Genomic DNA, 14,523 nt, shown 5'->3' with positions numbered 1-14,523 from the left:
GCCGCCCTCACCGTCGAGCAGGACCTCAGCGAGTCGGCCGGCGCGCGGGGGTCACACGTCAGACCGAGGCGGAGGGCAGGGGCTGTTCGGTCCAGATCGACTTGCCGGTGCGGGTGTGGCGGGTGCCCCATCGTTGGCAGAGTGCGGAGATGAGCTGCAGGCCGCGGCCGTCCTCGTCGGTGGCGGAGGTGTGGCGGATGTGCGGTGTGGTCAGGCTGGCGTCGGAGACCTCGCAGATCAGTGCGCGGCTGCGGAGCATGCGCAGCCGGATGGGACCGCAGGCGTGCCGGACGACGTTCCCGACCAGCTCGCTGACCAGGAGCTCGGTGGTCATGATCAGGTCCTCATCGGCCAGAGCCCAGTCGGCGAGCTGGGCGCGGACCAGTTCGCGGGCCTGGCCCGCCGCCACCGGGTCCTCCGGCAACGGCCACTCGGCGACGTTCTCCGGGCCCAGCGGGTGGGTGCGGGCCAGCAGCAGAGCGGCGTCGTCGACCAGCGCGCCGTGGGCGGGGAGGAGAGCGGAGGTGAGGGTGGCGGAGAGGGCGTCCAGGTCGGACGCGTCAGGCGACGTCAGCATGGCGTTCACGGACTGCATGAGGAGGTCGGCGAGGCGGCTCATGCCGGTGGTGACATCCCTGTCCTTGCTCTCGACCAGGCCGTCGCTGTAGAGGGCGAGCAGGCTGTCGGCGGGCAGGAGGGTCTCGAGGGTTTCGAAGGGGGGAGCGGCCACCCCGAGCGGCGGGTCCGGGGTCATGGACAGGAAGGTGACGCTGCCGTCGGGGCGGGCCACCGCCGGGGGCGGCTGGCCGGCGCTGGCGTACGACAGACACCGGGTCACCGGGTCGTAGATGCCGTACAGGCAGGTTGCGAAGGCATCGGTGCCCAGCTCGCCGACGATGTCGTTGAGGTGGCCGAGGATTTCGTCGGGCGGCAGCTCCAGCTCCGAGAGGGTGCGGACGGCCGTGCGGAGCGCGCCCATGGTGGCGGCCTCGGCCATGCCGTGGCCCATGACGTCCCCGATCACGAGCGCGACCCGGGCCGCGGACAGCGGGATCACGTCGTACCAGTCGCCGCCGACGTCGGCTCCCTGCTTGGCCGGCTGGTAGCGCGCCGCCGCCGTGACCTCCGGCAGCTCGGGCAGCGCCTGCGGCAGCAGGTTGCGCTGCAGGGTACGGGCCCGCGTCGTGGCCTCGTCGTAGAGCCCGGCCCGCTCCAGGGCCTGCGCGATCAGGCCGCTGAGTGCGGTCAGCAGTGTCCGTTCGTCGTCGTCCGGCACCCGTGGCCGGCCGAAGCAGATCACCGCCGCGCCGATCCCGCGCCCGGATACCGCCAGCGGCAGGACGGCCCACGCCTGCTTGCCGTCCTCGCGGGTGAGGATCTCGGCCCCCGGGTAACGCCTCAGGAGGTCCTCCGGGGAGGAGATGTAGAGGGAGGTGCGGGTACGCAGGGCGTCGCTCACCGGGTTCGTGGTGTCCTCGACCGTCCACTGCCCGTCCAGCAGGCGGGTGAACTCCTCCGAATGTCCCCGGGAGCCGACCACGGTCAGCCGGTCGCCGACCACGCCGAGCACGATGAGTCCGGTGGCCCCGAGGGGTGCCATCACACCGTCGGCCACCGCCGTCATCACGTCCTGGGCCGTGACGGCCTCGGCCAGATCCCGCGTGATCCGCTGCACCAGGGCCGCCCGCTCCGCGGCCGCCCGCTCCGCGGCGGCCCGCTCGGCCTCCCGCAGATGCCGCTCGGTGATGTCGGTGATGTAGAGCGTGAGGCCTTCCGGCACCGGGACAAGACGCAGGTGGTACCAGGACGTCCCGTCCGGCCCCGGTACGTCGAATCCGGCGGGCCGGCCCTCGGCCGCCGTGGCCCGGCAGCATTGTTCCAGCCCCGGCACGGCACCCATCGCGGGAACGTTCCAGAGCAGGGCCCCGGCCACGTCTTCCGCAGCGCCCAGGAGCCGCTCGGCGGCCTGGTTGAGGAATCCGATGCGCCAGTCCGTGTCCAGGGAGACGAAACCGTCGCTCATGTGCCGCAGCGCCCGTCCCACCGACTCGGCGGCGGCGTGCGTTTCGCTGCTGTCCCGGACGGCGCCGACCACCTCCACCGGCGTCCCCTCTTCGTCCGTGATCGTCCGGACACGGGCCTCGATCCAGAGGTATGTGCCGTCCTGGCGTCGGATCCGGTACTCGTTCCGGAAGCCGCCGCGCACCTGTATGCCGGTGTCGAAGCCGGCCACCGCCCCTGGCAGGTCATCCGGGTGGATCAGCGCTGCCCAGGCCTCGATGCCGCCGGCCATCACCTCCGGATCGATGCCGGCCAGCACCTCCTCGACGGGCCGGTCGGCGGTCAGCTCGCCGGTGCGCAGGTCCCAGGTGAACGTGAGGGAGGGCACCCCTTCCAGGTCCCACGGGGTGGTGGCATCCCGCGGTCCTGGCCCGTTCTGCAGGGCGCACAGCACGGTGGGGGGCGGATTGAGGATCCCGGACGACTTGAGCCTTCCGGATATCCAGACCGCCACCTCGTTCAGAAACGCACGCTCCGCCGCGCCGGGCTCGGTGCCCGGCGGGAAGAGGACGGAGAGCGCGCCGCGTCGCCGGCCACCGCCCGGAACGGGGACGGCCAGGTGACCGATGCCGACGGGGAGCCGCGAGGGCCACAGGGCGGCGGGATCCCGTCCCGGTACCGGGTCGGGCGGGGCCAGGTGGGGCTGCCAGGTGACGGTGTCGTCGCGGGCGGCCCTGCTGGGCGGTGCCGTGCCCCGTGCCGGGATGATCAGCCAGGGCCGGGTCATCGACTCCGGCAGGCCACTGTCGGCGACGAGGTAGAGGATGCCGCTCATACCGCCGCCCGGGAGATGCACCATGCCGCCCAGCCCCTGGACCTCGGCCACCGCCTGCTGGAGCGCGGTCAGCAGCACCTCGACATCGCGCCGGTCCTCGTCCACGGCGTCCAGCAACCCCATCCGCAGGTGTCGGGACAAGGACCGCGAGGCTCCTGTGGTCCGCGGGCCCTGAGGCCGGTGCGACGGATGGAGGACGCGGGGCATGGTCGGGTTGGTGTCGTCGGCATCGCCGCCTCTGGTGGTCGCCACTGCAGACTGTCGCCTCCGCTCACGCTTCGGGTACCGGCTGGACCGTATATGACCGGATGTGGACCTGTGGCGATCTACATCCGTCGAAATACATCCTAATCAGAACAGCTCAGGCGATTTCATCCGTCAGGGGAAAGTCTTTGGCGCTGGTCAACCGTGCGTGACGCCTCCTCGCCCTGTGTCGCCGCGGAGGATCTTCCGTTCGGTGGTTCGGTGGAGGGGTCCTGTCGTGTGGCGCGGCTCCCGGACGCAGGCCCGGGACCCCGGTGCGATGGGACGGGCGGGGGGCGGGGGATCTGATCCCGCCGCCGGCACTGTTGAACGGCGGGGAGGGGAAGGTCGCCGTACCGACGGTCTCGCCCCCGGGAGTCGGCGCGGTCCGGCGGAGCCCTCCTTCACGTCTGCCTCTCGAGGGCGACGGGGCGGGCGGGGCGTGAAAAGCATTGCCGTACCAGGGGTGTTGACGGGCCTCACGAACACTTTAAGATCCCAGCTGCTCGAAGTACCGATCGTCGTACGAAATATCGGACGAGGTCAGCTGACGCTTCGGCGGGCTGCCTTACTCCGGCCGGTACGCAACACAACGGTCCGTCACAAAGGAATGAGCCGCATGCCTTCAGAAGCCGGAGTGCCGCGCAGAACCGTCCTGACCGTCCTGGGCGCCGCCTCCCTCGCCGGGACCTTCGCCGCCGCCGCTCCCGCCGGAGCCGCCGAACTCACCGGCACCACCGCGAGCGCCCCCGCCGCGGAGCTCCCCGCCGCAGCCGCCCACTGGACCTTCGACGAAGGCTCCGGCACCTCGGCCGCCGACGCCTCCGGCAACGGTCGTGACGCGACGCTCCAGGGCGCGGCCGGCTGGGCCACCGGCAAGGTCGGCACCCACAGCCTGAGCCTCACGGCGGGCGGCGACGCCACGGCCGGCGGGCCGGCCCTCGACACCTCCAAGGCGTTCTCGGTGGGCGCCTGGGTCAACCTCGCTCAACTCGGCGGCTACCAGACCGCCGTCAGCATCGACGGCAAGGTGGTCAGCGCCTTCTACCTGGGGCTGCGCGACGACACCGGCACCTTCGCCTTCGCCCGGCTGGCCTCGGACGCCACCCAGGGCGCCTCCGTGGCGGCCGCCGCTTCAGCGCCCCCCACCGGCACCTGGACCCACCTGGCCGGCGTCAGCGACCCGACCGCCGGTGTCATCCGCCTCTACGTCAACGGCGTGCTGGAGGGGGAGACCGCGTACACCGCGGGCTGGGCCGGCAGCGGTGACACCGCCATCGGGCGTGCGCTGTACGGCGGTGGGCACGTCGACCAGTGGCACGGCCTGGTCGACGACGTGTGGATGTTCCCGTCCGCCCTCACCTCCGAGCAGGTCGCGGCACTGGCCGGGGTCCCCGTGGAGACGACGACGCCGCTGCTGAGCGTGGACGTCGCCCACCCCGCGCACGCCGTGTCCCCCGTCCTTCCCGGCTTGATGTTCGAGGACATCAACCACTCCGGCGAGGGCGGCATCTACGCCGAACTGGTGCAGAACCGCTCGATGATGGCCGACGACACCACGCCCGTCCACTGGTCCGCCGTCGGCGGGACGACCCTCGCCCTCGACACCGCCACCCCGCTCAACGCCGCCCTCGACCGTTCCCTCAAGGTCGTGCTGCCGAGCGGCACCGGAGCCGGAAACCGGGCCGGCGTCGCCAACGACGGCTTCTGGGGCATACCCGTGCGACCCGGAACCACGTACACCGCCCGGTTGTTCGCCAAGGCGTCACGACGCATCGGCCCGGTCACGGTGGCCATCGAGTCCCAGGACGGCGCGACGGTGTACGCGTCCGCCCACGTGCCCCACATCGGCACCCACTTCCGCGACCGTCCGTTCGAGCTGACCCTGCGCACCACTTCGCGCACCCCCGTGGTCGGCGACGCGAGGCTGACCGTCACCACCGCCGACCCCGCCGCCGCGGGCCAGACCCTGTGGCTCCAGCACGTCTCCCTCTTCCCGCCCACCTACAACAGCCGGCCGAACGGTCTGCGCATCGACCTGATGGACAAACTGGTCGCCCTGAAGCCGAAGTTCCTGCGTTTCCCCGGCGGGAACTTCCTCGAGGGCAACACCATCGCGACCCGGTTCAACTGGAAGAACACCATCGGTCCGGTCTGGGAACGCCCCGGCCACATGGACGACGCCTGGGGCTACTGGTCCACGGACGGCCTCGGACTCCTCGAATACCTGGAATGGGTCGAGGACATGCACGCCCAACCGGTCCTCGCCGTCTACGCCGGTTACGCGCTCAAGGGCGAACACGTCACCGGCGACGCACTCAGGCCGTTCATCCAGGACGCACTCGACGAGATCGAGTACGTCACCGGTCCCGTCACCAGCACCTGGGGCGCACGACGTGCCGCCGACGGACACCCGGAACCGTTCCCCCTGGAATACGTCGAGATCGGCAACGAGGACTGGTTCGACTCCTCGGGGTCGTACGACGAGCGGTTCGCGGCCTTCCACGACGCGATCAAGGCGAAGTACCCGCATCTGAAGCTGATCGCCACGACGTCCGTGACGAGCCGTACGCCGGACCTGATCGACGAGCACTACTACCTCGCGCCGTCGGCCGCCCAGGCCTCCACCCACAAGTACGACAACCGGGACCGCTCGTCGACGAAGGTGTTCGTCGGGGAGTGGGCCGCGCAGGAGGGCCGCCCCACACCCGACCTCAATGCGGCGCTCGGGGACGCCGCTTGGCTGGCCGGGCTGATCCGCAACTCGGACCAGGTCCTCATGGAGTGCTACGCGCCGCTCTTCTCGCACGTCAAGAACAACGTCTGGGCCACCAACCTGATCGCCTACGACAACCTCACCAGCTACGTGTCGCCCAGTTACTGGGCACAGCACATGCTGACGAGCAGGCTCGGCACCACGGTGCTGCCGGCCACCGCACGTGCGCTGCCCGGCCTCGCCACCGTGGCCACCCGCTCCGGGAACCGCCTCTACCTCGCGATCGTCAACTGCGGGACGGCGAAGGCGAACGTGCCGGTCGAACTGAAGGGGCTGGCCAAGGGAGTCAAGAGGCAGGCCACCGCGACGGTCCTGACCGGCCCCTCGCGCACCACCACCAACACGCTGACGGAACCCGACACGCTGGTGCCCAGGACGAGCACCGTCACCGGCGCGGCAGCGTCCTTCACCAGCACCGTGCCACCGCTCTCGGTCACCGTACTGGAACTCGTCCTGACCTGATCGCGCACGGCTCGGCGCTCCTGCCCGGGCAGGGGAACCGACACCCGCTTCCGGCTCCTGGCCGGGGCGGGTGTGCGTCCCTTCCTCCGCCACCGCCTCGCTGCGGTGGGAACCCCGCCTGCCTGCGGTTGGCCGGCCACCGCTGCCTCGGTCCGGCCGGCCGGAGCCTTGGGCCGTATCTCCCGCCTCTCGCGTGACCTGTTTCACCCTGCACCCGCCCGAAGCCTTCTGCCCGGTCAGCGCACTGAGTCCGACGCATGGCAGGAATCGTCAACAGCCTGTCATTGTGGACGGTCCTCCGCGGGGAACAGGCTGTCACCATGAGACAACGACATGTTGTTATCGTGGTCTACCGCGGTGCCCAGACCCTGGACGTGAGCGGACCGCTCGAGGTCTTCGACACGGTGAACCGGCTCATGGCCGAGCACGCGAGCGCCTACCGTCTGCAGTGCGTCTCCCCTGATTCCCCGTCAGTGGCGACCTCGGCGGGCCTCGTCGTGCAGGCCGATCCCCTGGAGGCCGCGGAGGGGGCGATCGACACCCTCGTCGTGCCCGGTGGGCCGGGTCTCAGAGAGGCTTTGACGGATACGTCCTTCGTCGCATGGATCAGGTGCGCCGCGGCACGGTCCCGACGCGTGGCCTCCGTGTGCGGTGGGGCCTTCCTGCTGGCGGAGGCCGGCCTCCTCGACGGACGACGGGCCACCACGCACTGGGCGTTCGGGGAGCAGATGGCGCGGCGCTACCCCGAGGTGACGGTGGATCCCGAGCCGATCTACGTCCGGGACGGCCCGTACATCACCTCGGCGGGGGTGTCCACCGGTATCGACATGGCCCTGGCCCTGGTGGAGGACGACCTGGGGGCGGCGTGCGCCTTGGAAGTGGCGAAGTACCTGGTCCTGTACTTCAAACGGCCCGGTGGCCAGACCCAGTTCAGCATGGTCCTTGACACACAGCTGACCGACCAGGAGCCGATCCGGTCCCTTCAGGACTGGATCCAGGAGAACCTCCACCGCACGCTGACGGTGTCCGAACTCGCCGGACGCGCGAGCATGAGCCCACGTCACTTCGCCCGCGTCTTCGCGCAGTCGGTGGGTATGACGCCGGGGCAGTACGTACGGCGATTACGTATCGCCCGGGCCCGTCAACTCCTGGAGGCGACCGACCTGTCGGTGTGCCAGGTCGCGAGCCGCTGCGGATTCGCCGCGATCGAGACGTTCCTGCGCGCCTTCACCGCCGTCGTCGGCGTCACCCCCGCACAGTACCGGCACCACTTCCAGCTGCGGACGCACTCCGATCCCGTCGTCGAGCCGGCATGGGCGGAACGGAGGTCCGCATGACCTGCCGGATGCGTCTGGTGGACTACGTCACCGCCGAACTGGAGCGGATCGGTGTCCGGTACGTGTTCGGCGTGGGGGGAGCGAACATCGAGGACCTGTACGAAGCGGTGCACCGCGCCCCCGGCCGCATCCGCGGTGTCGTGGCCAAACACGAGTTCTCCGCGGTCACCATGGCGGACGGGTACGCACGGGCCACCGCGCGCCTCGGTGTCGTCGCGGCCACGTCGGGGGGCGGTGCGATGAACCTGGTCCCGGGACTGGCGGAGGCCCACGCCTCGCGCGTCCCGCTCCTGGCCCTGGTGGGACAGCCGCCCACCTTTCAGGAGGGCCGGGGCGCCTTCCAGGACTCCAGCGGCAAGGCGGGCTCCTTCGACGCCCTGGACGTCTTCGCACCCGTCTCTCGCTTCTGCGCCCGAGTGACCGAGCCCGACGCGATCCCCGGACTGCTGGCCCGCGCGGTCACCGTGGCACAGACCGAGCCCCGGGGCCCCGCCGTGCTGCTCCTGCCCAAGGACGCCCAGCAAGGACACCTCGAGGTGCCGCTCGCCGGGAGAGAAGCGGGCAAGGCGGCGCACAGGACGGGGGCGCCCCACCCGCCCGCCGCCCCGCAGCCGGATCCCGCCCGCCTGGCCGAGGCGGTCGGCGTGCTGGAGAACGCCTCCCACGTCGTGGTGATCGCCGGGGAGGGCGCGGCCGGGACGAGGGCGCGCGAGGAACTGGCGGGCATGGTGCGGCACCTCGGCGCCTGCGTCGCCGTGTCACCGGACGCCAAGGACGTCTACGACAACCGCAGCCCCCGGTTCGTGGGCGTGGCAGGGGTGATGGGCCATCCCGAGGTCGAGGACTGCCTGCGCCGGGCCGACGCCTGCCTGCTGGTGGGCACGCGCCTGCCCGTCCTGGCGCGGGGGAGACTGGAGTCGCTGCTCACCGGGATGCCCGTGGTCTGCGTCGATCCGGAGCCACCCTTCGTTCCGGGAATTCCCCTGCTCGGCCCGGTCGCCGACACCCTTCGGGCGCTGGAGCGCCGTCTGTCACCGCGGCCTCCGGCCTGCCCGGCCCATCACCCGCCGTCCTCCCTGCGCCCTGCTCCGCGTTCCGGTCCGGCCCCCGGCTACACCTCGGTGGTCGGCGCGATCGCCGAGGCGCTGCCCCAGGACGCCCATGTCTTCGTGGACGCCGGCAACGTGGGGGCCGCCGCCATCCACGCGCTGCCGGCCCCCCGCGACGGCCGCTTCGTCGTGGCGGTGGGCATGGGAGGCATGGGCTACACCTTCGGTGCCGGGATCGGCGCCGCGTTGGCCACGGGCCGGCGGACCTACGTGGTGGCCGGTGACGGGGCGTTCTTCATGCACGGCATGGAGATGCACACGGCGATCGAGTACGACGCGCCGGTCACCTTCGTCGTCCTGAACAACAACGCGCACGCCATGTGCGTCACGCGCGAGGAGCTCTTCCAAGGCGGCGCCCGCCTCGAGAACGTCTTCCACCCGTCCCGCATCGCAGCCGGCGCGTCGGCGATGTTCCCCAGGCTGCGCGTCGCCTCGGCCGGCGACCCGGCACAGCTGCGATCCGCGTTGCTGCACAGCAACGACCTCGGTGGGCCGGCCCTGGTCGCCATGGACCTCGACCACCGCGAGACACCGCCGTTCCAGCCCTTCCTGACCGCTTCCGCAGCCGGTCCGGGCGCCGCCGTCGCGCCCGGACACCGGCCGATCCACGACGAGGAGATGCACACCCATGACCGACCGATCCACGTTGGCTGACATCCCGGGCCTCGTGCGGGTGGAGAACACCAGCCCCGAGGAACTGGCCGCCCGCTGCCTGGAGATGACCTCGGACGCCTATCCGCACCAGCAGGTCTACGGCGAGTACTGCACCATCCAGGAGTACGTCGACTGCCCGCCGGAGGCGACGTACGACTATCTCCGCCGCGGCCACCACCTCGAGGAGTGGACGTGCAGCCTGCGGGGGTTCCAGCCCGCGGACGCGCCGGGGCTGTGGGTGGGCCACGACCTGCTGGAGAAAGGCACCCGGATCTACTGCCGGACCGAGGCCCACCCCGGGGCGATGACCGTCGACTACCACTGTGCCTGGGACCAGGGCGACGAGCTGTGGATGGTCTACCTGATGAGGGTGGTTCCGGCCGCCCTCGTCCTCGGCCGCTCCGGATCGGTGATCACCTGGACCAACTGCCGCCACCCGTACTACCGGCGCAATCCCCATCCGGACCTGGCACCGCGCCCCGACCGGCGCTGGGTGGGTGAGTACTGGGACCTGTTCTATGCCGGTCACACCCTCGAGATGCGCAACCTCAAGGCGATTCTCGAGCACCGGCACCGCAACGGTCTCCCCGTCAGCAGCTCCCCCGTCGAGCAGGTGTCCCGATGACGTCGGTGAGCCTGACCGACGTCTCGACCTATCTCCCCGGCGAGCCGGTACCCGCCGCCTTCTTCACCGAGCACCCGGCGGCGGAGGACAAGCTGCGCGACAGCCCGATGTTCAAGGTCCCCCCGTCACGCCACCACGTGTCGCCCGACGAGACCAACGCGGACATGATCGAGCGTGCCGTCCAGCCGCTGATCGAACGCCACGGCCGAGCGGCGATCCGCCGCGTCGACGTCCTGCTCGTGCACAGCCAACTGCCGGACCAGCCCTTCGTGGGCGCCGGCACCGAAGTGGCGCGCCGGCTGGGCCTGGCGCCCCGGTGGCTGATCGACGTGGCCAACGCCGGCTGTGCCTCCTTCGTGCACATGCTCGACCTGGCCCGGCAGATCCTGCTCGACGGCGAGGCCCGCACGGCCCTGATCTGCAATGCGCAGAGCGCCGCGGGCCAGCTGTTCACACAGTCACAGGTGCGCGGTCTCTCCCAGGCCGCCATCCCGGGCGACGGCTGCGGTGTCGGCTACGTGACGACCTCCGCACACGCCCCTGTCCTCGGGATCGAGAGCCGGCACATCCCCGCCCATGCCGGCGACATGACCATGGTGCGCGACGACGGGCGCAAGTACTGGGAGGCCGGTGAGGCCCAGGTCCACATCGGGTTCACCGAGACGGGAGTCACCCATGTGCTTCAGCGGGGCAACCATCTGGTGCCGCAGGTCGTGCACGACCTGTTCCACCGCCTGGGAAGGAAGACCACCGACATCGACCACCTGATCACCAACCAGCCCAACCGCACCTTCTTGCGCAACTGGCGTGACGCTCTGGACGTGCCCGCCGAGCGCCACCCCGACACCTTCGACCGGTACGGCAACCTCTTCGGCGCCGCGATGCCCGTCACACTCGACGACGCGATCCGCTCCCGGCGGATCCGGGAGGGCGACCTGGTGGTGCTCGCCGGGTTCGCCCACGCCGGGGACTACGCCGGCGCCGCCGCGATCCGCTGGGGGCAGGGATGGTGACCGCGGTGTCCCCCTCCCCGCGCCTGCTGGGACTCAACGAGAGCCCTTACCCACCGCTGCCGTCCGTCGGGAAGGCGATCCGGGACACCGCCGACCGGGCCCACCGCTACCCACCGTTCCACCCCGACCGGCTGGCCCGGCGGATCGCCGGCTGGTGCGGTGTGGACGGCGACGCCGTCGCGGTCGGCAGCGGATCGGTGGGCGTGGCGCTCCAACTCCTGCGGGCCGTGATCCGGCCGGGCGACCGCATGGTGTACGCCTGGCCAGGGTTCGACGCCTATCCGATGCTGGCCGCCATGGCGGGGGCCGAGCCGGTTCCCGTGCCACTGCTGCCCGACGGGCGACAGAACCTGGCCGCCCTGGCCCGGGCGATCGACGCGACCACCGGCGTCGTGGTGGTCTGCAATCCGCACAACCCGACGGGCAGCCTCGTCACCGCGCCCGAACTCGCGGAGTTCCTCGCCCGGGTACCGGAGCACGTCACCGTGCTGCTGGACGAGGCGTACATCGAGTTCGTGTGCCACCCCGCGGCCCCCGACAGTCTCCCCCTGCTGGCCGGCCGGCCGAACCTCCTGGTGCTGCGGACCTTCTCCAAGGCCTACGGACTGGCCGCGCTGCGGGTGGGCTACGGCCTGGGTGATCCCCGTCTGGTGGCGCGCATACGGAACCAGCAACTGCCCTACGGCATCAACGCGGTGGCCGCCGCCGCGGTCGAGGCCACGTTGGGGGCCGGTGAGGAACTCGCCGCACGCGTGGACGCCGTCATCCGCGAACGCGAACGCCTGCACCGCCGGCTCACCAGGCGCGGGCTGCCCGTCCTGCCCAGCCAGGCCAACTTCCTCTGGTTCGCCGCCGGGTCCGGCTTCGGCACCGAGCATGCGGCGCACACGCTCACCACCGCCCGGATCCACATCCGTCACTGGCCGGGGGAGGGCATACGGCTGACGGTCGGCCGTCCGGAGGACGGGGATGCGGTGCTGTCCGTCCTGGCGCCGGCGGGAAAGGGGTGCGCGGACGGACCGGTGAGCGGGTGACCGCGGGTCGGTGCGCCTGAGCGGTGCCGGGGGCCGTCACCTACGGCCTGGGCACCGGCGAACGTTCGGCGCGACAGCCCGGTCGGCCGACGCCGGCCGCCGGGCTGCACCCGTCTGCCGGTTGCTCGGCAGCCCGGGACACGCGCGGTGGTCCGCCGGCCGCTTCGTTCGGCGGCCCCGGCGTTGCTGCTGCCGGCGCCGGGCGTTCCGGCCGCCGGTGGGCCCAGGCGCGTTGTCGCCGGAGCTGAGGGGCGGCCCCGAGGACGCTGACGCGCAACGCCCCGTGCGGGTGGTGCCGGCACAGCCGGATTGCGGCCGGGGCGTCGGCGAGGTGGGCTTCCGTCCGTGCTCGAACGGGTTCCGGCCGACCGGCGTGCACCCGACGCGATCGCCGAGGCCACGGCCTCGGCGGGGAGCACAGGGCTGCCCACCGAGGCCGCAGGGCGGCCGTGGGATCAGGCGCCCTCGTCGTCGAGGGCCGCCAGCTCACGCTCCACCGCGCGCCGGTGCTCCACTGCCTCCTCACGTGCCTTCCGCGGGCTCCAACGGCCGGCCATGACGAAGATGAAGGGCAGGAAGAACACTTGTCCGGCCACACAGATCAGCCACCAGGTGCGCCACTCCTCGGGCCCCTTGGCCGCGGCGCTCTTCACCTGGGACCCGTAGCGTTGCAGCAACGCCAACTGCGGCTGGGCCTTGCGCACGGTGGCCAGGTCGGCGGCCCCGACCTCTCGCACCGCCTGCGCCGCCAGTGCCGACGGGACCGCGGTCGGAGGGTATGCCTGGAGTTCGGCGAAAAGCCGCGGGTGCGCGTTGATGACGGCCAGAGCGGGGGCGGCCCGGACGCTCGCGGCCTTCACCTGGGCACCGTGCTCGACCAGTGGCGTGGCAGACGTGACCACGACCGGGACGAACGCTGTGGAGATCGCGACCACCGCCCGGATGATCCACCCCCACACGGCCAGACCGGTCGCCGTGGCGGCCGCGTTGTGTTTCTCGACGGTCTCGGTGAAGCTCGCCATCCAGGGTGCGTAGGTGACGCCGGTGAACACACCGATGGCGACGAACAGTGCGGCGAACGTGTAGTAGCCGGTGCGCTGTTCTGTGGCGTGCAGGGCGAAGAGCGTGGTGACCGCGATCGACCCGAGGGCTCCGGCGACCATGAACGGCTTGCGGACCTTCAGCTTGTCGGAGAGCAGCCCGGCCGCCACCAGCGCCACCGCGTTGGCCGCCCAGTACCAGTTGGCCAGCCCGTTGGTGCGCTGCTCGCTGTAGCCGAAGGTCGCGGCGAAATAGACGACGAAGTTCCCCACAGCGCCGAAGTAGAGCAGGAGGAAGAGGCTGACAGCGGTGGCCGAGCCGATGACGTCCAGCCGCAGCATCTGCCGCCAGTGACCCTCTGTCGCCGTCCTCGGGTTCATGCCCTTGGCCCGCGCTTCGACCAGCGCACGGTCGCGGAGGCTGACCATGATCTGATCACGCAACCGGGGCGACAGCTCGCGCAGCCCCACCAGTGCCAGAACGAAGACGGCAAGCCCGGCCCAGCCGGAGTAGCGCAGCTCGTCCTGCCAGTCGGCGAAGGACAGGGTGCTGCTGGTGACGACGGTGACGACCAGGCTCCCGATCACCGGGCCCATGGTCCAGTAGCCCATCGCGGTGGCCCGTCCGAGTTGCGGGGAGAAGTCCCGGATCAGTGCCGGCGTGGCCACCAGCACGATGCCTTCGATGAAGCTGAGGCAGGCGAAGAGCGCCAGGTAGGTGCCCTTGTCCGGGGCGTTGGGCAGGGCGAGGAGGCTGAGCAGCGCGGCGATGAGAAGACCGTAGACCACCATGTTGGCCCGGCCCCAGCGGTCGGCGAGGCCCGCCACGAGCGAGGCGAACGCGCCGACCGCGTTGCCGATGACGGACACCCACACGAAATAGCTGTAGGTCATGTGGAAGTGCGTGATGATCGACGTGGCGACCGCGTACTGCACGTAGAGGGCGTAGTACAGGACCACGGTGGTCAACACCACGATCGCCAGGTACGCCATGCGGCGTGAGGTGACGGGGTAGTGGTTCAACTCCCGGCGCCACAGCCGGGCGACGCGGCCGGCTGTTTCCGGTGTGCCGGTATCGGTTGGTCCGGGATGAGTGTCGTCGGGCGAAGCAGGCATGGCAGTCATGCGGCGGCTCCTGGGTTCGGGCCCGAGGGCCCGGTGCGGTGAGTGCGGACAGTGCACGCCTTGCGGTGCGGCGGGCGCGAGCGCTGTTCGGCCTGGTGGGCCGAATCCCGGTTCTCTGCATTCGGGGAAGGTGTGCGCAGAGGCTAGTACCGACCAGTCGGTACGGCCTAGGTGTGTGTGGGGGGATGCCGAAACGTGACCTTGCGCCCGGGGAGGTGCAGGGGTGTGCGGTCGCGCCGGAACCTCTGTGGGCGCCGATGGATCATCCG

Annotated in this window: 8 protein-coding genes; 6 read left to right on the top strand and 2 right to left on the bottom strand. The window is 71.2% G+C overall.

The genetic code is table 11. The features are described from left to right. Positions 1-58: 58 nt before the first annotated feature. On the bottom strand, positions 59-2,977 hold the full coding sequence (locus tag AC5WS8_RS04125; protein ID WP_496101851.1) for a SpoIIE family protein phosphatase: 2,919 nt from the start codon (positions 2,975-2,977) through the stop codon (positions 59-61). Between the two features lie 721 nt (positions 2,978-3,698). Here AC5WS8_RS04125 and AC5WS8_RS04120 point away from each other — a divergent pair. From AC5WS8_RS04120 to AC5WS8_RS04095, 6 genes are all read left to right on the top strand, one after another. Beyond that, positions 3,699-6,317 carry an alpha-L-arabinofuranosidase family protein gene (locus AC5WS8_RS04120; RefSeq protein ID WP_496101850.1) on the top strand — a complete coding sequence of 873 codons (2,619 nt, stop codon included), beginning with the start codon at positions 3,699-3,701 and terminating at the stop codon, positions 6,315-6,317. Positions 6,318-6,637: 320 nt separating this feature from the next. Next, the gene (locus tag AC5WS8_RS04115; protein ID WP_496101849.1) at positions 6,638-7,654 is read left to right on the top strand and encodes a GlxA family transcriptional regulator; all 1,017 of its coding nucleotides are present in this window, start codon (positions 6,638-6,640) and stop codon (positions 7,652-7,654) included. After that, entirely contained in the window at positions 7,651-9,417 is a 1,767-nt protein-coding gene (locus AC5WS8_RS04110; protein ID WP_496101848.1) for a thiamine pyrophosphate-binding protein, read from the top strand. The genes AC5WS8_RS04115 and AC5WS8_RS04110 overlap by 4 nt, the downstream gene beginning before the upstream one ends. After that, the gene (locus tag AC5WS8_RS04105; protein ID WP_496101847.1) at positions 9,392-10,042 is read left to right on the top strand and encodes an SRPBCC family protein; all 651 of its coding nucleotides are present in this window, start codon (positions 9,392-9,394) and stop codon (positions 10,040-10,042) included. Before AC5WS8_RS04110 ends, AC5WS8_RS04105 begins: the two co-directional genes overlap by 26 nt. Continuing rightward, positions 10,039-11,055 carry a 3-oxoacyl-ACP synthase III family protein gene (locus AC5WS8_RS04100; RefSeq protein WP_496101846.1) on the top strand — a complete coding sequence of 339 codons (1,017 nt, stop codon included), beginning with the start codon at positions 10,039-10,041 and terminating at the stop codon, positions 11,053-11,055. The genes AC5WS8_RS04105 and AC5WS8_RS04100 overlap by 4 nt, the downstream gene beginning before the upstream one ends. Positions 11,056-11,060: 5 nt before the next feature. Further along, a complete protein-coding gene (locus AC5WS8_RS04095) occupies positions 11,061-12,089 on the top strand; it encodes an aminotransferase class I/II-fold pyridoxal phosphate-dependent enzyme (RefSeq protein WP_496101845.1) in 1,029 nt (342 codons plus the stop codon). A 455-nt stretch (positions 12,090-12,544) separates the two neighbouring features. Here AC5WS8_RS04095 and AC5WS8_RS04090 read toward each other — a convergent pair whose 3' ends face one another. Further along, positions 12,545-14,254, bottom strand: coding sequence for an MFS transporter (locus tag AC5WS8_RS04090; protein ID WP_496101844.1), 1,710 nt, complete (start codon positions 14,252-14,254; stop codon positions 12,545-12,547). Positions 14,255-14,523: the final 269 nt, after the last annotated feature.

The organism is Streptomyces sp. PTL18 (genome assembly GCF_059510295.1).
This window is presented reverse-complemented; position numbering and strand designations above follow the sequence as displayed.

What these genes read in the sequence shown, in the direction of transcription:
- AC5WS8_RS04120 (WP_496101850.1), top strand. Translation starts at nt 3,699, where the DNA reads ATGCCTTCAGAAGCCGGAGTGCCGCGCAGAACCGTCCTGACCGTCCTG.
- AC5WS8_RS04090 (WP_496101844.1), bottom strand. Translation starts at nt 14,254, where the DNA reads ATGACTGCCATGCCTGCTTCGCCCGACGACACTCATCCCGGACCAACC.
- AC5WS8_RS04115 (WP_496101849.1), top strand. Translation starts at nt 6,638, where the DNA reads ATGAGACAACGACATGTTGTTATCGTGGTCTACCGCGGTGCCCAGACC.
- AC5WS8_RS04100 (WP_496101846.1), top strand. Translation starts at nt 10,039, where the DNA reads ATGACGTCGGTGAGCCTGACCGACGTCTCGACCTATCTCCCCGGCGAG.
- AC5WS8_RS04110 (WP_496101848.1), top strand. Translation starts at nt 7,651, where the DNA reads ATGACCTGCCGGATGCGTCTGGTGGACTACGTCACCGCCGAACTGGAG.
- AC5WS8_RS04105 (WP_496101847.1), top strand. Translation starts at nt 9,392, where the DNA reads ATGACCGACCGATCCACGTTGGCTGACATCCCGGGCCTCGTGCGGGTG.